Origin of the sequence: Amycolatopsis orientalis (assembly GCF_000943515.2) — a bacterium.
GTDB classification, from domain to species: domain Bacteria; phylum Actinomycetota; class Actinomycetes; order Mycobacteriales; family Pseudonocardiaceae; genus Amycolatopsis; species Amycolatopsis orientalis.
The window spans coordinates 1,741,743-1,760,853 of record NZ_CP016174.1 but is presented as its reverse complement, the minus strand read 5'-3'; the positions used below and the strand labels follow the sequence as shown (position 1 = coordinate 1,760,853).

15 protein-coding genes are annotated in these 19,111 nt (G+C 68.8%); 5 read left to right on the top strand and 10 right to left on the bottom strand.

Annotated features, from left to right (window positions below; translation table 11 throughout):
• Positions 1 to 29: 29 nt before the first annotated feature.
• Entirely contained in the window at positions 30 to 1,550 is a 1,521-nt protein-coding gene (locus tag SD37_RS08465; RefSeq protein WP_145926555.1) for a S8 family peptidase, read from the bottom strand.
• A 198-nt stretch (positions 1,551 to 1,748) separates the two neighbouring features.
• On the opposite strand from SD37_RS08465, the gene SD37_RS08460 reads away from it, so the two are divergent.
• The 3 genes from SD37_RS08460 (at position 1,749) to SD37_RS08450 (ending at position 9,935) form a co-directional block, all read left to right on the top strand.
• Entirely contained in the window at positions 1,749 to 4,574 is a 2,826-nt protein-coding gene (locus SD37_RS08460) for an ATP-binding protein (RefSeq protein ID WP_065913085.1), read from the top strand.
• A 91-nt stretch (positions 4,575 to 4,665) separates the two neighbouring features.
• Positions 4,666 to 5,517 carry a hypothetical protein gene (locus tag SD37_RS08455; protein ID WP_044852575.1) on the top strand — a complete coding sequence of 284 codons (852 nt, stop codon included), beginning with the start codon at positions 4,666 to 4,668 and terminating at the stop codon, positions 5,515 to 5,517.
• Complete coding sequence (locus tag SD37_RS08450) at positions 5,514 to 9,935, top strand: NACHT and WD repeat domain-containing protein (RefSeq protein ID WP_044852574.1); 4,422 nt, start codon at positions 5,514 to 5,516, stop codon at positions 9,933 to 9,935. Before SD37_RS08455 ends, SD37_RS08450 begins: the two co-directional genes overlap by 4 nt.
• Before the next feature lie 23 nt (positions 9,936 to 9,958).
• On the opposite strand, the gene SD37_RS08445 is transcribed toward SD37_RS08450, so the two are convergent.
• From SD37_RS08445 to SD37_RS08430, 4 genes are read right to left on the bottom strand one after another with little or no spacing between them, the layout of a single operon-like run.
• On the bottom strand, positions 9,959 to 10,306 hold the full coding sequence (locus SD37_RS08445; RefSeq protein ID WP_044852573.1) for a hypothetical protein: 348 nt from the start codon (positions 10,304 to 10,306) through the stop codon (positions 9,959 to 9,961).
• Positions 10,303 to 10,875, bottom strand: a complete 573-nt coding sequence (locus SD37_RS08440) for an LppA family lipoprotein (RefSeq protein ID WP_236725445.1) — start codon at positions 10,873 to 10,875, stop codon at positions 10,303 to 10,305. The genes SD37_RS08445 and SD37_RS08440 overlap by 4 nt, the downstream gene beginning before the upstream one ends.
• 45 nt (positions 10,876 to 10,920) lie before the next feature.
• Entirely contained in the window at positions 10,921 to 12,576 is a 1,656-nt protein-coding gene (locus SD37_RS08435) for an alpha/beta hydrolase (protein ID WP_167369615.1), read from the bottom strand.
• 38 nt (positions 12,577 to 12,614) lie between these two features.
• Complete coding sequence (locus tag SD37_RS08430) at positions 12,615 to 12,929, bottom strand: hypothetical protein (RefSeq protein WP_044852826.1); 315 nt, start codon at positions 12,927 to 12,929, stop codon at positions 12,615 to 12,617.
• 890 nt (positions 12,930 to 13,819) lie between these two features.
• Here SD37_RS08430 and SD37_RS08425 point away from each other — a divergent pair.
• The gene (locus SD37_RS08425) at positions 13,820 to 14,311 is read left to right on the top strand and encodes a DinB family protein (RefSeq protein WP_044852570.1); all 492 of its coding nucleotides are present in this window, start codon (positions 13,820 to 13,822) and stop codon (positions 14,309 to 14,311) included.
• Between the two features lie 6 nt (positions 14,312 to 14,317).
• On the opposite strand, the gene SD37_RS08420 is transcribed toward SD37_RS08425, so the two are convergent.
• Genes SD37_RS08420 through SD37_RS08405 form a run of 4 tightly spaced genes read right to left on the bottom strand, consistent with a single transcriptional unit; the run spans position 14,318 to position 16,968 of the window.
• Entirely contained in the window at positions 14,318 to 14,575 is a 258-nt protein-coding gene (locus tag SD37_RS08420) for a hypothetical protein (protein ID WP_044852569.1), read from the bottom strand.
• A 23-nt stretch (positions 14,576 to 14,598) separates the two neighbouring features.
• Positions 14,599 to 15,501, bottom strand: coding sequence for an AurF N-oxygenase family protein (locus SD37_RS08415; protein WP_044852568.1), 903 nt, complete (start codon positions 15,499 to 15,501; stop codon positions 14,599 to 14,601).
• Positions 15,498 to 16,379: a crotonase/enoyl-CoA hydratase family protein gene (locus SD37_RS08410; protein ID WP_044852567.1), complete on the bottom strand. Its 882-nt coding sequence runs from the start codon at positions 16,377 to 16,379 to the stop codon at positions 15,498 to 15,500. Before SD37_RS08410 ends, SD37_RS08415 begins: the two co-directional genes overlap by 4 nt.
• Complete coding sequence (locus tag SD37_RS08405) at positions 16,369 to 16,968, bottom strand: TetR/AcrR family transcriptional regulator (RefSeq protein ID WP_044852566.1); 600 nt, start codon at positions 16,966 to 16,968, stop codon at positions 16,369 to 16,371. Before SD37_RS08405 ends, SD37_RS08410 begins: the two co-directional genes overlap by 11 nt.
• Before the next feature lie 169 nt (positions 16,969 to 17,137).
• Here SD37_RS08405 and SD37_RS08400 point away from each other — a divergent pair, with 169 nt between their 5' ends.
• Entirely contained in the window at positions 17,138 to 17,884 is a 747-nt protein-coding gene (locus SD37_RS08400; protein ID WP_236725296.1) for a GAF and ANTAR domain-containing protein, read from the top strand.
• Here the strand turns inward: SD37_RS08400 and SD37_RS08395 are convergent.
• The gene (locus SD37_RS08395; RefSeq protein ID WP_044852565.1) at positions 17,881 to 19,032 is read right to left on the bottom strand and encodes a Gfo/Idh/MocA family protein; all 1,152 of its coding nucleotides are present in this window, start codon (positions 19,030 to 19,032) and stop codon (positions 17,881 to 17,883) included. The two genes, SD37_RS08400 and SD37_RS08395, sit on opposite strands and share 4 nt — an antisense overlap.
• Positions 19,033 to 19,111: the final 79 nt, after the last annotated feature.

Sequence of the window (19,111 nt, the reverse complement as noted above, 5' to 3'; positions counted from 1 at the left end):
TGCTCCTCGGTTCGCAGGGACGTTCCGGTTCAGAACGTGATCGACCAGCCGGTCAGGGTGCCGGTGTCGAATCGGTGGATGTCGCGGACCTGGAGCTTCCAGGTGCCGTTGGCGTTCTCGCCGGAGGCGTCCACGGTGAAGGTCTGGTGCACACCGCCGCTGTCGCCGATCCCGCCCGCTCGTTTGAGAGGCCGCGTGGCCCCGCTCGGTCCGACCAGGTCGATCGCCAGGTCCGCGGAGTAGGTGTGGTCGATGTCCACCCGGACGGCCAAAGCCGCCGAAGCCTTGCCGTCACAGCTGCTCTGGGTCACGGTGTTGCCCACGGTGGCCCCGGCGTCGGGGATGGACACGTCCTCGTCGTTGGACACGACACCGCATTCGGGCGGCGTGCCTCCTCCGATGAACCCGGTGTAGAGCACCGCGTCCGGCGAGCCCGCGCCGGGATCGGTCACCAGTCCCGGTGAGGCGTTGCGGACGAGGGCGTCGCGTACTTGCTGCGGGGTCGCGCCCGGATTCGCGGCGAGGTACAGCGCCGCCGCCCCCGCGCCGTGTGGCGAGGCCATCGAGGTACCGCTGCCGGTACGGTAGCCACCGGTGTGGTCGGAGGAATAGATGTTGCCGCCCGGGGCGAACAGGTCGACGCATTTCCCGTAGTTCCCGCTCCGGCCGCCGCCCTGGTTGATCCAGCCGACGGTCAGCGCTTCGGGGGTTCGGCCGGGGCTGGCCGTGCAGGCGTCCTGGCCGTTGTTGCCCGCGGCGACAGCGACCACAAAACCCTTGTCCACCAATGCTTTCACTTGAGCATCGCCGACTCCGACGGTGTCCATGACCAGGCTCAGGTTGACCACGGCCGGTTTGCTCCCGTTGGCCGCCACCCATTCCAGTCCGCTGACGGTGGCCGAGTCCGGTCCGGAACCGCCGCAACCCAGCGAGCGGACCGCGACCACCTTGGCCTTCTTGGCGACGCCGACGGTTTTGCCCGCGATGGTGCCCGCCACGTGGGAGCCGTGCCAGAAGCAGTCGGTCGCGTCGCCGTCGTTGTCGATGAAATCGTGGCCGTGCGTGGCCCGGCCCTCGAATTCGGTGTGCCGGATGCCCACGCCGGAGTCGACGACATAGGCGGTGACGCCCTCACCGGCGTTGGGGTAGACGTACTTCTTGTCCAAGGTCTTCGTGCGCTGGTCGATCTGATCCAGCCCCCACGAGGGCGGGTTCGGCTGCTCTCCGGCGGCACGGGCGACACCGTCCTGGTGCACCGCCTTCACCGCCGGGTCGGCGGCCAGGCGCCTTGCCTGCCGCTCGCTCAGGTCCCGGACCGAGAAACCGTTCAGGGTCAACGCATAGGTGTCGACCACCGCACCGCCGTAGCGCTGGGTCAACGACGCGGCCCCACCCTGCGCGGCCGCCTGCGCGCCGTCCCGGAGGACCACGATGTAGCGACCGGCGAGAGGCTGCCGGGCTTGCACGATGTCGCCTTCGGGCGTCGCGGCCGACGCGGCGGGACTCACCGCCACCAGTGCGGCCGCGATGCCGAACAGACGTAACGTCATTCGGGCCTTTTGCATCTCTCCTCCATCTCCCGTGTGCGCCTGGCGCACCGCTTCACCATTCGGCGCGGGCGGAGGGGAAACAATCGTGGTGAGACCCCGGAGGGGTACGGCATTACCGTGATCAGGGTTACGTGCTGGAGACGGTCCGACGTATCGTTGCGGCCTCCTGGAACCGGCGTGACCAGTGCGGAGGTGGCGATGGGTGTGTCTCCGTCGACGCGCGGACGATCCGTCCCGATGGTCGGCCGGAGCGCGGAACTGGACGCCTTGTCCGACCTCGTCACGTGTCCGCCCGCGGTGGCGTTCCTGGAAGGTGAGGCGGGGGCCGGGAAGACCACTTTGATCGGTGCGCTCGCGACGACGGTCCGCGGCCGGAATCTGTGGCTGGCCGTCGGTACCTGTCAGCCGCTGGAAGAACCTTTCCCCTATGGTCCGTTGCTCGACTGTCTCGGACGAGCCGGGGACAGGGTGGCCCATCCCGATCCGGTGACCGGCGCACTGCGCGGGCACCTGCCGGAACTCGCCGATCTCCTGCCGCCGGAACCGCCGCCGCTGGACCGGCCGGAGGCCGAGCGCCATCGGATGTTCCGTGCGGTCTGCGCCCTGGTGCGCACGCTCGGGCAGGCCGTGCTCGTGGTCGAAGACGTGCACTGGGCCGACGAAGACACCCGTCAGGTGCTGAGATTCCTGCTCGCGGATCCACCGCCCGGACTGTCGCTGGTCCTGACCTACCGGCGTGAGGAACTTCCCGGTGATGCCCCGCTGGGGCCGGTCGTGCACCCGCCGTCCGAGGTCGCCACCGCGCATCTGGGTCTCCGCCCCTTCGAGGAACCGGAGGTCCGGAGGCTGGTCGAAGTCGTGACCGGCGGCGGCGTTTCGGAGTCGTTCGCGACCGCGGTGCTGCACGAGACCGGCGGAATTCCTTTCGTGGTCGCGGAAACGGCCCGTGCACTGCGTGACCGGCTCGTGGACACCCGGATCGAGGGGGCGGTGGCGGGCCGGGGCCTGGCCACCGTCGATGTGCCCGTCCTGGTGAAGGAGTCGATACTCGAACGACTGCACCGGCTGATCGAACCGGAGCGCGCGGTCGCCGAGGCGGCGGCCGTGCTGGGCGACGCGGCACCGGCGGAGGTCCTCACCGCGGTCGCGGGGTCTTCCGGAGTACACCCGGTGGTGGGTTTGGTGCGTTCCGGTGTGCTGACGGAAGGCCCGCCGAACCGGTACGGCCTCCGGCACGACATGGCGCGGCGGGCGGTGTACGCGGCTTTGCCGGGACCGCGCCGACAGGAGCTGCACCGCGCCGCGGTTCGGGTGCTGGCCGACGTCGCCGGATGGCCGGTCGCGCGGCTCGCCCGGCACTGTGCCGAGGCGGGCATGCGGGAAGAGTGGTTGCGATACAGCGAAAGCGCCGCGGACGCCGCTGCCGAGGCGAACGACATGTCCGTCGCGGTGGACATGCTCTCCCCAGTGGTCTCCGACCGCGAGGTGCCCGCCGAGGACTTGAACCGGCTGGCCACGAAACTCTGCGGGTACGCGCTGGCGGGACTGCCCGACGCCGGGGTGATCATGCGCATCGAGGCACTGCGATCAGACCCCAGGCTGGTCGCCGCCGTGCGCGGCGAAGTGCGGCTGTGCTTGGGCATCCTGCTGGTGCGCGAGTCCCGATTGGACCGTGGATGCGCCGAAATCGCCGAGGCGATAGAGCTTCTCGGCGACCAGCCCGAGCGGGTCGCGTCCGGGATGGCCCTGCTTTCCGTGCCCTACCTCGACATCTCCACCGTGGCCGACCACCGAGCCTGGCTTCCGCGGGTGGAGGACCTGCTCGCTCATCTACCGCGGCGCACCGCGCGCACGGCGGTGCTGGCCACCGTGCTCGGTGGGCGGCTCATCGTCGGGGACCCGGACAGCTGGGACCGGATCACCCTGCTGCCCGCGCCCGACGACGTCGCCGACCCCGCTGAGCTCAGGCATCTCGCCAGGGCCCACACCAACCTGGCCGACGCGTGCTCGTGGATCGGCCGGGACCGGCAGGGGCGGACGTTCCTGCACACCGGGCTGGCACTGGCCTCACGGGTGGGCGCCGATTACGTGGTGGCGACGGCCGAAGCCACCGAAGCCCGGCTGGATTGGCTGGCTGGCGAGTGGTCCGGCCTGGCCGAGCGGGCACAGGCGCTGATCGGTGTCTATTCCCCTCTGCCGCATATCGCGAACGAACTGAACCTGGTCATCGGCTGGCTGGCCGCCGCCCGCGGTGACTGGCTGACCGCCGAACACGGATTCCACGCCGCCCTCGGCACCCACCCGACGGCGGTGCTCCCGGTGGCGGTGGCCGCGGCGGGCGGGATGGCCGCCATGCTGCTCAGCCGGGACGACGCCACGGCTCGCGGCCACGCGGAGCGCGGACTCACCCTGTTGCGCGCGAAGGGCTCCTGGGCGTGGGCGGCCGAGATCGTCCCCCAGGCTGTCGCATGTCACCTCGCCGACGACGAGCCCGACGCCGCGCGACAGCTGGTCGCGGAGGCCGAGGAAGGGCTGGACGGCATCGACGCGCCCTCGGCGCGGACGGCGCTCACGGTGTGCAGGGCACAGCTGGCCGCCTCGACGGGAAATCACGACGAAGCGGAACAGCACTACCGTGACGCGCGGCTGCGCTACGACGAACTCGGGCAGCGCTACCGCGCCACGCAGTGTGCCGACCGGGCCGCTCGCGTCTCCGGCGCCGATCCCGCGGTGTTCCGCGAGCTGGCCGTCACGTTCGACGCGCTGGGCGCCACCGTCGACGCCGCCCGCTGCCGTCACCACATCCGCAGCACCGGCACCGTCATCCCCTCCGTCCGTGGCCGCCGCAGCTACGGAACGCAGCTGTCGCCACGCGAACACGATGTCGCACGCCTGCTGGCCAACGGCCACACCAACCGGGAGATCGCTCAAGCCCTGTTCATCTCACGACGTACCGTCGAGGACCACGTCGCCAACGTTCTCCGCAAACTCGACGCGTCCTCCCGGCACGATGTCCGAATCTGAATCCGGCAGGCGTTAGTCGCCCGGGGTGGCGGCTATGGGGGAATTCGACGCGTGCCTTAGGCTCGACGCCCTCGTTACCGGAAGGGCACCAATGGCATCGATAGTCGGAGTGCACGGGATCGGCCAGCAATGGCTTGGGAGACAGCAACTTCTCGCCGCCTGGGGTCCGGCACTGGGCGACGGACTGGAGCGGGCGGCCGGCCGACGGCCGATGTTTTCCGACCTCGATATCGCCTTTTACGGAGATCTTTTTCTTCCGGCGCGGAATGGTGCCACGGATTCCGTCGTCACCAAATCCGGAGTTCCCGATTCCGTCGAGGACCTCGACCTCAGCACCGAAGAATGGGCCGACCTCGCCGAGGCCCTCGCCGAGCTGGTCACCCCGGCCGAGATCGCCGCTGCCGCCGCCGAGGTGCCGAAGGGATTCGGTCGCTTCCCACGACCGCTGCAGGCACTGCTCGCGGCGATCGACCGCCGGTACGGGGCGGCCGCCGCGGTGCTGTCCATCAAGGAACTCCGGCAGGTACGCCGGTATCTGCGCCAGCCGTCCGTCCGTGAAGCCGTCGACGACCGGGTGCGGGAGATGATCCCGGCGGACTGCAGGGTCGTGATCGGCCATTCGCTCGGTTCCGTGGTCGCCTACGAACTCCTGCGCCGAAATCCGGGACTCGGGGTCGAAATGCTGATCACCGCCGGTTCGCCCCTGGCGTTGCGGATGGTGCGGGACAACCTGCGGGTCGAGCCCCTGCCCGTCCCGGCCTGGGTCAACATCCGCGATCCTCATGATCCGGTCGCCTGTGGCGGGGAGCTGCGCGCCTGGTGGCCACAGATCGGCGAAACCGACGAGATCGTCGTGGACAACGGGGCGAAGGCCCATTCCGCGGAGCGGTATCTCAGCCGCCGTCAGACCGGCGCCGCGCTCTTGCGGGTGGCCGGCAAATGACCGGCGACAGCATTCTCCGCAGGCATTTCGTGGCCATCGCGACGGCGGAGTACGACGACCCGAACTGGCTACCCCTGCCGGTCGGCGAGGAGGTCGCGGCCCTGCGCGCCTGGCTGTGCGCGGACCATCTCGGCGGACGCCGATTCGAGCACCGTTTTCCCGAACTGGCCGACAGTCCGGCGAAACGGGACATCCAAGCCGCACTGGAAAACCCTCCCCCGGAAGACCGCTGGCGGGACGCCGACGCCGCGGTCGTCTTCGTGACCGGGCACGCCGAGGCGGTCAACAAGGCGCACCATCTGATCCTGAAGGAGACCGAGTCGAATCGGCGGGGCGCGACCGCTCTCGCCTCGTTCGACCTCTTCAAATGGCTCGCCTGCACGGATGTCACGCACCTCGTGGTCATCGTCGACACCTGCTACGCGGGCATGATCATCGGCGAACTGGCCAAACTCGACCAAAAAGCTCCCGAGTCGTGGGTGATCCTGGCCAGTGCCGCGGAGACCCAACAGGCAGGCACCGGAGTGCTGAGCCGGGCGATCACCGCGTTCCTCGACAAACTCGCCTCCCGGGAGGGAGCGCAGTTCGGCCACGCACCCCATCTGTCGGTGGAAGACCTTCTCGACGGACTACGGGAACACCTCGGCCGCAGCCAGATAGCCGAGGCGGTCACGGGGCTGTCCCGCCGATCGCCGCACGTCTGTCTGCCCAACCCGCACTACCGCCCGGACGCCGTGGTCGAAGTCTCCCCGGCCCGGCACGACCTCGCGCTCTCCCGGCAGGATCTGCGCACCCACTGGGGACCCAAGGCACGAGGCGTGGCCACGGACGACGAAGCCGGCTGGCTGTTCACCGGCCGCGCCGAACTGATGCGGGCGCTGATCGCGGCAGCCACCGGCGAGCCCGGCACGACGGTGATCACCGGAGCGGCCGGCAGCGGGAAGTCCGCGGCGCTGGCCCGTCTGGTGACCCTGAGCGATCCGGAGTTCCGGCGGGCACACGCCGCGGAACTCGCCGTCGTCCAGGACGACCTGATGCCGCCGTCGGGCGCTGTCGACGTCGCCGTCGTCGCGACCGGAAAGCTCGACACCGAAGTCCTCGACCACATCCTGCGCGCCTTCGAGCCGGCGCACCGCGACAGCGAGCACCCGGGTGCCAGCCTCGACGAACGTCTCGCCTCGTGGCAGGCCCGGTTACGGACGAGCGACCGGCGGGTGACCGTGGTCGTGGACGCCGTCGACGAAGCCGCCGCGCCGCGTAGCCTGCTCACCACGATCATCGCCCGGCTCGAGCCGAATCCACGGGAACCCCGCGTCCGGTTGCTCCTCGGTCTGCGCTCACCGGGCGGAGAACGACGGGTGGATCAGGTGCGGTACGCCACGCCTCCGCTCGCCGACCTCGCCGAGACCCTGTTCGCGTCGAACCGGATCCGGGTCGACGAGGCGCCGTGGTGGGACCCCTCCGACGTCATCGCCTACGTCGCCGGGATCCTCCGGAACACCGCTGGTTCGCGATACCTCGGCGACGACGGCACCCGGACCGCCGAGCTGGCGGCCGCTGTCGGCGGCCGGGCGGGACGGTCGTTCCTGTTCGCCCGCCTCGCCGCGACGTCACTCGCCCACGGCATGCTCGGGACGTCGTGGCGCGAGGCCCTTCAGCAGGGCGTCACCGGCGTCTTCAAGGCCGATCTCCACGGCACCTTCGCCGTCCCGGCCGACCGGCACCGGGCGATCGTGCTCCTCCGGGCGATCGCGTTCGCCCGCGGTGCCGGACTGCCGTGGCGGAAGATCTGGCCCCGCGTGGCGAACGCGGTCGGCGACAGCGACTACGAATTCGGCGACACCGACATCTCCTGGCTGCTCGATTCCCGCCTCGGCGCGTACCTGGTCACCGACCGGCAAGACGACGCGACCGTCTACCGGCTCTTCCACGACCTGCTCCGTGACACCTTGCGGGACGACTGGCACGAACTGCTCGACCAGCCGCCGCTCGAAGCCGACTCCCGGCCCGCCGTCGAGGCCAGGATCACCCGCGCGCTCGACGATTTGAGGACGCAGGGAAGCCCTCCGCCCTACGTCAGGCGGCACCTCGTCGAGCACGCCGCCGGCGGTGGCGTGCTCGACGGCACGATCCTCACCGAGGATTTCCTGCCCTACGTCGACGTGGCACGGTTGAGTTCGGTGACGGCACGAGGCCCGAAGCCGGAAAGCCCGCTCCTCAGGCACTGGCGCAGCACTCCCCAACTGTCCTCATTGGACTCCGCGCCGATCAACGCGGACGCGTTGCGCTTCCGCCTCGCCGCCGAGGGATATCACACCGCGAGGGCCGTCCGGCGCGGTCCGGGCTGGGAACCGCGGTGGCTGAGATGGACATGTGAGCAGGCGGAAATCATCACCCGATGCTCCGGTCCGGTCCGGGCGCTGGCTGTCGCGACCTTCGCCGACGGGAGACAGATCGTGCTGGTCGGCGGGGATGACGGCGCCGTCGGTCGCTGGGATCCGGTCGCGCGGGAGCAGATCGGAGATCCGCTCCTCGGCCACACCGGCGCGATCGGCGCGATCGCCACCATCACCCTCGATGACGGCCGGACGGTGGCCGTCACCGGGAGCACCGACGGGACGAGCCGGGTCTGGGATCTCGCCGCGGGCACGCCGATCGGGAAACCCTGCGCCTACGAAGGCGCTGTGACATCCCTTGCCGCATTACGCCTCCCGGACGGGCAGGTGGTCGCCGTGATCTCGGACGACAAGGCGAACGCCGTCCACATCCGGGATGTGGTGACCGGCGAACCGATGCCCTCTCCCGCCAAGGTGAGCGGATACCGGGGTTCCTCCCTGACCGTCACGGTGCTCCCGGACGGCAGGGTGCTCGCGCTGGCGGTGGCGCCTGGCGGTGCCGTCCGTGTCTGGGACCTCGTCACCGGAGATTCCGTTCACGTGTGGAACCGGGTGACGGGCGATCGGGAAAACGTCATGCGTGACCCCTCGTTACTCAAGAACATCCGCGGCACCGCGTCCGCCCTCACCGCCGGTGTGTCCCCCGACGGGAAGCCGGTGGCGGTGGTGGGCGGCACCGGCGGCGAGCTGTGGTTCCACGACCTCGTCTCCGGTGACGAAATCCTGACCTGGGCGATCCCGGAGAAGCACACCGTCGAGGCGATGGCGCTGGTCGACATGCCAGGAGGCAGGGGCAAGAGCCTCGTCGTCCTCGCCGGGCGGCTGTGGATCGCGGCACTCGGCGAGGAGCGGCTCGCCTTCGACGCCATCGGCAGCGGCGTGCTGATGCTGCACTCGCTCGCGACGATCGTGCTCCCCGACCGAAGCGTCGCCGCGGTGACGGGAAGCCATGACGCCGCTGTCCGGCTCTGGCACCTGACCGCCGACGCGACCTCGGCCCGGGGCGAGGCCGAGAGGGTTCGTGCGTTCGCCACGGGGAGGCTGCCCAACGGCCGGGAGATCACCGTGCACAATCTCGGCGAAACCTTGCGCGTCGTCGATCTGCGCAGCGGCTCGGAAGTGCGGACGCTCGAGGAGGGCAGGCGCGTCAACATCGTCGAAATCCTGACCCTTTCCGACGGCCGGGTCGTGGTGGTCAGTTCCTCCGGATGGGATTCGCTGATCCGCGTGTGGGATCTCGCCACCGGGGATCCGGTGTCGGAGATCTGGACCGGCCATGGCCTGGGGGTCACGGCCATGACCACCGCAGTGCTGCCCGGCGGGCGGGCCGTGGTGATCAGCTCCGGCAGCTTCGGCAGCGGTGTCCATCTGTGGGACCCGGCCTCCGGCGCCTCACTCGGCCGAGTCTCCCGCGGTCCCTTCGCGGGTGCCCGGCGAATCGAATCCTCACCGGGGTCCGACGGCATGGTGAACTACGAGATCGGGAGCGAGGAGCATCCCTGGAACGGCTACTTCGGCATCCAGATGACGCTCGCCACGGTGCTTCCCGACGGCCGGGCGGCAGCCCTCGCGAGCGGCGACGACGGCACCGTCTGCGTCTGGGACCTCGTCACGCGCCGCCGTCTCGGCGACGTCAACCTCGGCTGCTCGATCTCCGCGGGCGTCGCCCTGACCTGGCCCGACGGCCGGAGTGTGGCGGTGGTCGGCGGAAAGGACGGGATGCTACGGGCGGTGGACATCGCCACGGTCCGGGTCATCGGGACACCGATCTCCGCGCACAGCGGTCCGGTGGGGGCGCTCACCGCCGTCCGGCTGCCGGACGGCCGACCGGCGGTGATCAGTGCCGGTCACGACGGCGTCGTCCAGGCCTGGGATCCCGTGTCCGCGCGATCGATCGGCCACCCGCTCCTGCTCGACAGCGACGTCTTCACCCTGCACGGCGTCTCGCGGCGCAAGGCTCCTCAGCTCCTGATCGGCGGAAACGGTTTGGCCTGTATGGAACTCCGGCTCGACGAGCATTGACGTGAGCGCTGTGAACGACGCGCTCACCCAGAGATGAGCAGCCAGTCGATCACCACGATGACCGAGAACACCGCCGCGCCCACAGCGATCCCAAGCCACGGGGACCTACGACGCCGGTCGAAACGCGTAACACACAACCCGGCAAGGACAATCGAGGCGATCCAGCCGGCCAGCGGAAGCCAGAACGCGACATTCTGACCAGTGCTGGTGCACAAGAACGATTTGTCACCCGGCCGACACGAATCACTGCTCATCGCCCCGCCCACACCGAGTGTGAACGCCACCAGTCCACTCACGAGCACCAACACCACGCACACCACCGCCGTCAGCCCGCGACGCGCCGATGATTCCGGAGTATCCAGCGCACTCACCCTCGAGTGCTTTTCGAAGCAGGCGCCCCGCCGGCGTGTTGCTTGGCCGCGGTCGTCAAATGGCAACCGGTCTCGATCGAGATCACCGTGGTCTTGTCCGTCGACAGTGTCACGCTAGCCAGGTACTGGTCTTTCAATTCGAACTCGAACGCCGGCGGCTTGTTCACCTGCAGTCCCGGCTTGTCGAACCCATGTGCCGCGCCGACCTCGGTCACGATCCGCGTCGCGGCCTGCCACTGCTCGCCCGTGACCGGTTTCGGCGCGATGAGGAAGCTCAAGAACATGCGGACAGCGTCCCGGCTATCCACCCCGGGGAACTCGTTCGCACACCCCGACTGGCGCCCATCCTGCTTGTCCACCCAGCCCGTCACCCCGAGTTCCGTGGACAGTCTCGCTTGCAGGGCCTGACGGAGCTTGTCGTAGTGCGCGACCGCCTCTTCGATCGACGGCCTACGGGAGAGCTCGGCGTACTGATCCTGACTGGGCATCGACTTCTCCGAAGATGGTGTTCCAAGGTACTGCCCGCTATCGCTGCAGGCCACCACCGACGACAGCAGGCCCACGGTCATGATCACGGCAAAAGAGACTCGGCTCGGCATGAGAAACACGTCTTCCTAGCGTGCGGCGACAGTCAGCTGCGGCATACCCGCAACGACAGCGGCGATATTGTGCTTGCTGGTCGAATCAACCTCACCGGGCATCGTCTTCGTGTACTCGCTGTGCCCATACGACGCGGCCAACGGCGCACCATCGGCGCCTACCTCGGCATCAGCCGACAGCTGATTCATCCCCTCCATCGCATACGGTGCCCGGCCATACCGCCACGTCTCCGGCACATACCGGGCGACCGCGTCACCCTCGGCCGTGATGTTGTAGGCGTGCCCGTCAGGCACCTTCAAATCGTGGGCGGTGTTGTCGGTCCCGAAATGGTTCGCCACACCCGGACTGCCGAACACCACCGCGTCATCCACCCCGGTGCCGGCGTGGGTGAGACTGATCCCGGTCACAATCGACCCTTGCGAATGCCCCAACGCGGTCAGATGCGGATCGGTCGGGCGCGAAGCGTTGATGCCCTGATCGAACTTCGCGAGCTTGTCCCCACCGACGTCCACGTTCTCCGCGGTCGCCAGCCCCACCAACGACGCTGGATCATCGAGCGTGGACGGCTCATAGCCGATCCAAGTAATCGTGGCCACCGAACCGCCGCCCTGGGTGGCGAGCATCCGCTCAGCACTGCGCGCGACACCATCCAGGTCATCAACGTAGCCGCGCATGTTCCCGTCGACCGTGGAGTTCATACCCGGAGTGAACACCGCGACATGCTGCGCGGTGTCGACATCGCCGTTCGCGATCGCCGCTTTCGGATGGTCGCCGGTCAAATCCAGCGACATCAGCTGCCGATTCGGGTTGAGGCTGCCATCCGGATCGTGCATCATTCCGGTGATCGAGTCGATCGCCTTCACCCGCTCCTCGAGGCGTGCGATCTCATCCGAGTCGCCATCCTCCCGACGCAGCCGCTCCAGCTCCGCGGTGAAGCCCCGTTTCTGCTGCTCAAGCAGGTTCAAGTTCGCGCTGCTTCGGTCCACGGCTTTCACCCCGTCCCGGTTACCGACCCAGTCCGGGTGCTGCGCGATCAGCTGCTTGCGCTGTGATTCGGACAAGGCGGCCCACCACGCGGCGTTCATCGACGGATCCGCACCCACCGGCGGAGGAGTCAGCACCGACAAGGCACCGTTCACCGCCCCCGAGTTACCGGCCGCGGCCAGACTTGTGTTCTCGTTGTCGTTCCCCGTGGCGTCGATGACATTCCCGGCCTCGATCCGCCCCAGTACCGCGCACAAATCGTCGTCGATGTCGGTGGCTTGCCGTAAGACTTGCTCGACCCGGTCTTTCAGCTCCTCGGCGAGCCGGGCGCGTTCCTCCGCGACCAGCTGTTCTTGCTCCGGCGGCACTTCCGGCATCCCGTTGTCGATGACCGCACCATCGGCCGCGATCGTGAAGTGGTTACCCGAGGCGATCGTCTCGGCTTCCCGTACCCCGTTCCGCACACCGGTGATCGCGTCCCCAGTATCGCCCGCCGCGCGGCGCAACGCCGCGATGTCCGCGGCGTACTCCTCCAGGCCGTCGATGATCTGATTCACTTCGACGGCCGCCGCGCCGGCCGCTTCACCATGCCAGCCCTCAGGCGTAGTGATGTCGCGCAGATCATCCGAACACGCCACCAGCTTGTTGTAACCGGCGTTGATCGCTCCGACCGCCTCCTGCAACACGGCCGGATTCCACCGCTTCGCTTCCCCCCACGTGACCATCAGCCGGCCTTCACCGGCCCCGGCACGGGCACCGTGATGTCCGCCGCCGCGGTCGCGTCCTGAGCCGAATACAAGTCCGCGGCCTTCGCCATATTCCCGGCATGGGTATCGAGCCGGGCTTCGAAACCCGCCTGCCGGGACACCAGCACATGCTTGACCCGAGCCATCGCCAACGCGGCCCGCGACCCCGGCATGCCAAGATCGCCCGTCGGCACGGCGGCCGGGCAGCCGGCTCCGCGCAGGCCCTCGACGACCCGTCCGGCGGCCTGACTCGCGCCGCGGATCTTGCCGACCACCACCCGATAACCCGTCACGAACGCCTCCCCGCCGTCGGTAACCACTGGTCACCATACGACAGCGATGCGTATCCGCTCAACCTGTCAGACCACCCGTGAACAGCGAAAACGATGGTTCAAGCAGATCTCCCCAAAATCAGGTAGGTAGGACTACTCATTCCTGAGCGTCGGATACCGAATCGCCGGAATCCGGAGGTTTGCTCGCCCGCGGCCATGCGCACGGCAGTCCACTCAAGGAAAGCGGACGCCGATCTGACGATGGTGTACTCGAACCAGAGCAAGTGGCTCATGGAGACGCGCCCGCCACTGTCCACAGTGGATGACGATCCGGGCAGCGGCGCCCCACCACGGGCGAGGTCCTGTTGCCCAAGAGCCACCGGCCTCAACGAGCGGGTGTCTGACCAGGACGGGTCAGATGACGCAGACGGGCCCCTGTCGGCTGTGACAGTTGACCAGGGGCGGTCGTGGCGGCGTCAGCGAGCACCGAGGTGAGAACCGATTCGATCGCGGCCCCGGTCGAGTATTCGATGGCGATAATTCTTCACCGCGTGACAGTCGAGGGCGAAATCGACGGTGACAGCGTCAGCGTGAAGGCCCAACGCGCACCTTCCCCTGCGGCACCTGACGACAGGAATCACGTTCGCCCAGCAGGGACCGAGAAGAAGCCGGAGGGGAGACAGCCTGGTCGTGAGTGGCAAGTGTCGTTAGAACGACACTTACCACTCACGACATCCACGTAGATGACCGGCCGGCGGCGCCGGTGTAGGCTGCCGCATATCGTCACCAGGCGTCAGTGACCGTTCCGCTCCTGACCTGGTTCGACTTCGGCCGTGATGTTCTGTCCGGCCACTTCCCTCCCCCGGCTTGTCGGCCTGGTCCTCATCCCTGCCCGAGAATGGAGTGAACCCATGCGTACCACCAGAATCACCGATGGCGTCGAGCGAGTGGTCATCGAGAACACGCTCGATCGCAACCGCGAAGCCCTGATCGAGACCGCGCGCGGCTTGTCCGAAGCCGACGCGCGCCGACGGCTCGTACCGTCGTTGACGACGCCGATCTCGTTGCTCAAGCACGCCGCGGCGGCTGAGCGCATCTGGTTCCAGCGATTCTGGGCGGGGCTCGACGAAGCCGACTGCGACGGTTACTCGAAGCGGGACGAGGGCACCTTCACCGTCACGGACGACGAGACCCTGGCGGACGTGATCGCCGAGTTCGAACGGGCGAGCAAGCGATCACGGGAGATCGCCGGCCGGTTCGACCTCGACGACACCAAGACCTTTCCCGGTGAGGGAACGGTCAGCCTGCGCTGGACCTTGCTCGCCATGATCGAGGAATTCGCCCGGCACGCGGGGCACGGCGACATCCTTCGTGAGCAGATCGACCAGAACCGAACCCGTTAGCTGGGGTCAGCGCCGGGCGAGAACCCGCTTGGCCAGCCATCCGGCGTAGACGGCCAGTCCCGCCACCCCGGCCTTCCGGGTCGGGCCCGCCGCGATCGCGAGGCCGATGGCGAGTTCGGTGGCGCCGTTGCGATAGGTCCAGTTCCGGGTGTCGGTGGCGAACGCCATCCGCGTCACGGGCTCGAAGGCCGCCGGGGCGGCGAAGTGGGCGAGGCCGGTCGCGGCGATACCGAGGCCGAGGACCTGGCTGGTGCGTGAGGACATGGATCTGCCTTTCCTGGTCAAGTTCAGCCGAGGACGCCGGCGCGGCGCCACAGCCTTCGGCTCGGGCCGCCGATGAGGCCGATTTCGGTGAAGTGGTCGACGGCCTTGGCCGCCCATGCCGCCTTGGTCCGGCGCCAGTGCGGGTTCGCGGAGGCGGCCTGGCGGGCTTCGCGCGGGTCGAGTCCGACGGAGGTGTATGCCTTGGGGTGCAACAACTCCGACGTCGCGACGAAGGCCATGGCGGCGATCGCCCAGCGGAGGAGTTCGCGGCCGACTCGGCCGTGCCTTGCCCAGGCCCTGCCCAGTTCGTCCTTGGCGAAGCTGATGTGACGTGCCTCTTCCAGGACGTGGATCCGCGAGATCATCCGGATCATCGGCTGCAGGCTGGGGTCACGCATCATCTCGCGCTGCATGCCGTCGGCGAGTTCTTCGACGTAGATGGCTCCGGCGAACAGCAACGCCGGTCCGCAGAGGGCGCCGAACACCTTGCCCGCCCGGTGCGCCGAACGGCTGGGGCGCCGGACGACGCCGCCCGTCTTCGCGATCGAGCGGGCGAACATGGTGCTGTGACGGCATTCGTCGGCGATCTCGGTGAGCGCGTACTGCGCGTTGCGCGTCGTCGGGTCGCTGTTGTACACGTGGCGTACCAGGCCCTGCATCAGGATCAGCTCGAACCAGATACCCGACGCCGCCGCGGCCGCGGCCTCCTGACGGCTCAGTTCGCCGCGCTGCCCTTCGTCGAGCCGGTCCCACAATGCGGTGCCGTACAGGGAACAGCGTTCCGGCGCCTTTCCGTACGCGCCGTCGACCAGTGGTGCCAGCCAGTCGACATCGACGTCGGGATCGTAGGAGAACCGCGCCGAGGACCGTTGCAGGCGCTCGGCGACCCGCTCCCGCTCGTCGGCCGAGCCGGTGTTCGCGGTCATGACGACCTCCTCGAATCGGTGTTCTCCGGCAGCGGTCCGCCGCCGTCCGGGATGACCTGGCCGGAATCCCGGTAGGCCACCGCCTCGTGAAAACCGTCGCGTTCGGCGAACTCGCGGAACCAGCGGCCTTCCGGGGTATGTCGGGTGATGCCGTCGAACAGCGTCGCGAGGGTCTGGGTGCCGGACAGGCCCATGTTGTCGTAGGCCTGGTTGATCATCAGCTTCTGCATCACCAGCTGATTCGTCGGCACGCCGGCCATCCGGTCGGCCAGTTCCTCGACGGCGGCTTCCAGTCGTTCGGGTTCCACCGCGTCGAGCGCGAGTCCCCATTCCGCCGCCGTGGTGCCGTCGATGGTGTCGCCGGTGAGCAGCATCCGTTTCGCTCGCTGGGCCCCGACGCGGTAGACCCACATCGCGGTCGTCGGGCAGCCCCAGACCCGGGCGGGCGGGTAGCCGATACGCGCGTCGGACGCCATGATCAGCACGTCGCAGGAGAGCGCGATGTCACTGCCCCCGGCGATCGCGTGCCCCTGGACCTGGCAGATCGTGGGTTTCAGCGACCGCCACAGGCTGAAGAAGTCGTCGGTGTTGCGCTTCATCACCCGGTAGTCCTTGACCGGATCCCAGACCGGGCCCTGGTTCCAGCGGCCTTCGGCGTCCTGCTCGGCGAACTGCTTGAGGTCGTAACCCGCGCAGAACGACCGGCCTTCGCCCCGCACGACGATCACCCGGGCCGCGTCGTCCTCGTTCGCCAGCTCCACGGCCTGCCGGATCTCGCCGGGCATGACGTCGTTGATCGCGTTGAGCCGCTCGGGGCGGTTCAACGTCAGGTAGGCCTTCCGGTCCTGGACGCGGTAGGTCAGCGTCTCAAAGGCCATCGGAGCCTCCCAGCGCGCGAAGGGTGAACGTGACCAGGTGCGGGATCGTGTCCGGGCCGCCGTCCCCGGCCAGGGGGCCGACCAGCATTTCGGCGCCCGCGCCGACCAGTGCCGCGGCGGTCGCTTCCGCGTCCTGCGAGGGCAGCAGTCCCCTGGTGACGCCGTCGGCGATCGTCCTGGCGAAGACGTCGCGGAACGCACGGCGGAAGACCAGCCGTTCGGCCTCCACCACGGCGTCGACCGGTTCGGCCAGCAACGCGTACGCCAGCCGCGGCGCCTTCAACGCCCGGCCCGCGAAGGTCTCGATCACCGCGACCACCCGCTCCCGGACGTCGCCGTGGGACGCGGCCGCTTCGACGGCGGCGACCTCCCGGGAGACGACTTCGCGGAAGACCTCGACGACCAGCTCGGCCTTGGACGGGAACTGCCGGTACACGCTGCCGGTGCCCACCCCCGCCCGCGCGGCGACCGCGGCCATGGAGCAGCCCGCGTAGCCGGTTTCCGCCAGCAACGCGATGGCGGCGGCCAGGATCTCGCCTCGCTGCGAGTCCAGCCTGGCCTGCGTTTTCGGGGTACGTCGGTATGGCACGCAAGGAGTGAAGCACGGATTCCGCACTTCAGCAACGCCCGTCTTGTGAGCCCTTCGCCATGCCGGGCGTCCACCGGACGAGGGTTAGCCCGAATCGTCCAACGCCCGGGGAGCGGGACCGAGTACGTTCGGGTGGTCGGCGCAAACGGGCCGGCCCTGGGAAAGGGACATGATGGATCAGTTCCGCGACACCACGTCGGCGTTGCGGGAGCTCACCGAGTCGATCCGGCTCGACGAGTCCCGCGACGAGCTCTTGGCGCGGGTGGCGAAGAAGGTGATCGGCCTGCTGCCCCAGGCGGACGCGGCCACCGTCACGCTTTACGAGGACAACGATCCGAGCACCGTCGCCGCCACCGACGAGTCGCTGCTTCCCCTGGACAAGGCCCAGTACAGCGCGGACGAGGGCCCTTGCCTGACCGCGGCGAGCAGCGGGACCATCGTCCGGACCCGGCTGGAGACGGCGGCCGGGCGCTGGCCGGATTTCGCGGCCGCCGCCGAGCAGCTCGGCGTCCGGACCAGCCTGTCCTGCCCGCTGTTCGTCCCCGACGAGGGGCACGGCTTCAAGCGGCGCGACACCGAGCCGCTTTCGGGCGCGCTCAACATCTGGAGCTACACCGAGAACGCGTTCGACCCTGTCGAGTCGGCGCTGATCGCGATGTTCACCTCGGCGATCTCGGTGATCATCCTGACCGCGTCCCGCTGGGCCGCCGCCGAGAAGCAGGCGGAGACCCTGGTCGCCGCACTGGAGACCAGGGACACCATCGCCACCGCGAAGGGCATCGTGATGGCGCGTCTGGAACTGAACGCCGACGAGGCGTTCCGCTGGCTCACCGAGGCATCGCAGCACACGAACCGGAAGATCCGGGAGATCTCGGTGCTGATCGCCGAAGACCCGGGAGCCGTGTTCGGCCGCTAGACCGTTTCCTGGGTGATCGAGATCCGGCGGTTCTCCCGCGACGACTCGAGGCCCGCTTCCGCGAGCCGGATGCCGCGGACGCCTGCCATGAAGTCGTAGGGATGCGGCGTGTCCTCCACGACATGCCGGATGAACTGCTCCCACTGCGCGCGGAACCCGTTGCCGAACTCCTCGTTGTCCGGCACCTCCTGCCACTGCGCGCGGTAGGACCGGGTCTCGGCCAGATCCGGGTTCCACACCGGCTTCGGTGTGGCCTCCCTCGGCTGGATGACGCATTTGTGCAGGCCCGCGACCGCGCTGCCGCGGGTGCCGTCGACCTGGAACTCCACCAGTTCGTCGCGGTGCACCCGCACGCACCAGGACGAGTTGAGTTGGGCGATGACCCCGCCCTCCAGCTCGAAGATCGCGTACGCGGCGTCGTCGGCCGTGGCCGCGTACCGCTCGCCCTTCTCGTCGACGCGCTCCGGGATGTGGATGACGGCCTTCGCGGTCACGGCGTTGACGGCCCCGAAGAGGTTCTCCAGCACATAGTTCCAGTGGCAGAACATGTCGACGACGATGCCGCCGCCGTCCTCGGCACGGTAGTTCCAGCTCGGACGCTGCGCGCTCTGCCAGTCGCCCTCGAAGACCCAGTACCCGAACTCGCCGCGCACGGAGAGCACCTGGCCGAAGAAGCCGCTGTCCATCAGCCGCTTCAGCTTGAGCAGGCCGGGGAGGTACAGCTTGTCGTGCACGACGCCGTTCTTGACCCCGGCCGCCTCCGCGTGCCGCGCCAGGGCCAGCGCGCCCTCGACCGACTCCGCGACCGGCTTCTCGGTGTAGATGTGCTTGCCCGCGTCGATGGCGCGGACGATCGACTTCTCGCGCACGGCGGTCAGCTGCGCGTCGAAGTAGAGCGGGAGGTCGTCGTCGCCGAGCGCCGCGTCGAGGTCGGTGGTCCAGCGGGACAGCCCGTGCCGGGTGGCGATCTCTTCGAGCTTGTCCGCGTTGCGCCCCACCAGGACCGGCTCCAGCTGGACCCGTGACCCGTCGGACAGTTCGACCCCGCCCGCCTCCCTGATCGCCAGGACCGAGCGCACCAGGTGCTGCCGGTAGCCCATCCGCCCGGTGACGCCGTTCATCACGACGCCGAGTTTCCGCGTGGTCATCCGTTCTCCTTTGAAAGCGCTTTCTCACTACCGGGACTCAGGACCCCAGGGCCCTCCTTCGCGAGGTGGGATCAATCTT

What these genes read in the sequence shown, in the direction of transcription:
- SD37_RS08465 (WP_145926555.1), bottom strand. Translation starts at nt 1,550, where the DNA reads ATGACGTTACGTCTGTTCGGCATCGCGGCCGCACTGGTGGCGGTGAGT.
- SD37_RS08460 (WP_065913085.1), top strand. Translation starts at nt 1,749, where the DNA reads ATGGGTGTGTCTCCGTCGACGCGCGGACGATCCGTCCCGATGGTCGGC.
- SD37_RS08455 (WP_044852575.1), top strand. Translation starts at nt 4,666, where the DNA reads ATGGCATCGATAGTCGGAGTGCACGGGATCGGCCAGCAATGGCTTGGG.
- SD37_RS08450 (WP_044852574.1), top strand. Translation starts at nt 5,514, where the DNA reads ATGACCGGCGACAGCATTCTCCGCAGGCATTTCGTGGCCATCGCGACG.
- SD37_RS08440 (WP_236725445.1), bottom strand. Translation starts at nt 10,875, where the DNA reads ATGACCGTGGGCCTGCTGTCGTCGGTGGTGGCCTGCAGCGATAGCGGG.
- SD37_RS08425 (WP_044852570.1), top strand. Translation starts at nt 13,820, where the DNA reads ATGCGTACCACCAGAATCACCGATGGCGTCGAGCGAGTGGTCATCGAG.
- SD37_RS08420 (WP_044852569.1), bottom strand. Translation starts at nt 14,575, where the DNA reads ATGTCCTCACGCACCAGCCAGGTCCTCGGCCTCGGTATCGCCGCGACC.
- SD37_RS08415 (WP_044852568.1), bottom strand. Translation starts at nt 15,501, where the DNA reads ATGACCGCGAACACCGGCTCGGCCGACGAGCGGGAGCGGGTCGCCGAG.
- SD37_RS08410 (WP_044852567.1), bottom strand. Translation starts at nt 16,379, where the DNA reads ATGGCCTTTGAGACGCTGACCTACCGCGTCCAGGACCGGAAGGCCTAC.
- SD37_RS08400 (WP_236725296.1), top strand. Translation starts at nt 17,138, where the DNA reads ATGATGGATCAGTTCCGCGACACCACGTCGGCGTTGCGGGAGCTCACC.
- SD37_RS08395 (WP_044852565.1), bottom strand. Translation starts at nt 19,032, where the DNA reads ATGACCACGCGGAAACTCGGCGTCGTGATGAACGGCGTCACCGGGCGG.